At 79.8% G+C, this 515-nt stretch carries 1 protein-coding gene; it reads left to right on the plus strand.

Annotated features, from left to right (window positions below; translation table 11 throughout):
• Window positions 1-515, plus strand: a 515-nt coding sequence (locus EEJ42_RS30855; protein WP_148082052.1) for a peptidoglycan DD-metalloendopeptidase family protein, incomplete at both ends; no start/stop codon positions are given.

Below are 515 nucleotides of genomic sequence, written 5' to 3' on the forward strand. Positions count from 1 at the left end.
CCGCGCCGTGGGCGGCGGGGCATCGCGGGGTCGATCTGGCGGCGCGGGCGGGGCAGGCGGTGCGGGCGGCGGCCGCGGGGCGGGTGAGCTTCGCGGGGCCGGTCGCGAGGCGCGGGGTGCTCACCATCGAGCTGTCCGGGACCGGCGACCCTCCGCTGCGGACGTCCTACGAACCGGTGCGGGCCACGGTACCCAAGGGCGCGCGGGTGACGGCGGGGCAGGTGGTCGGGGTGGTGGAAGCGGGACCGTTCCACTGCCCGACGGGCTGTCTGCACTGGGGGCTGCGGCGCGGGGACCGCTATCTGGATCCGCTGTCGCTGCTGCCGCGGTCGATGTTGCGGGGCGGGCCGTCCCGGCTGCTGCCGGTCTTCGGCATCCCGCCCGCGCAGGGGTCCGCGGCGGCCTCACCTCCGGAGGCCGCCGGGGCGCGGCCACGCCTGGCGGCCGCCGCTTCCCCCACCGGGCCGTCTGACCTGGCACCGGCCGTGGCGCTGGCGGCAGCGGCCGCCTGGGCC

It is taken from the genome of Streptomyces botrytidirepellens, assembly GCF_003721215.1.
Taxonomy (GTDB): Bacteria; Actinomycetota; Actinomycetes; order Streptomycetales; family Streptomycetaceae; genus Streptomyces; species Streptomyces himastatinicus.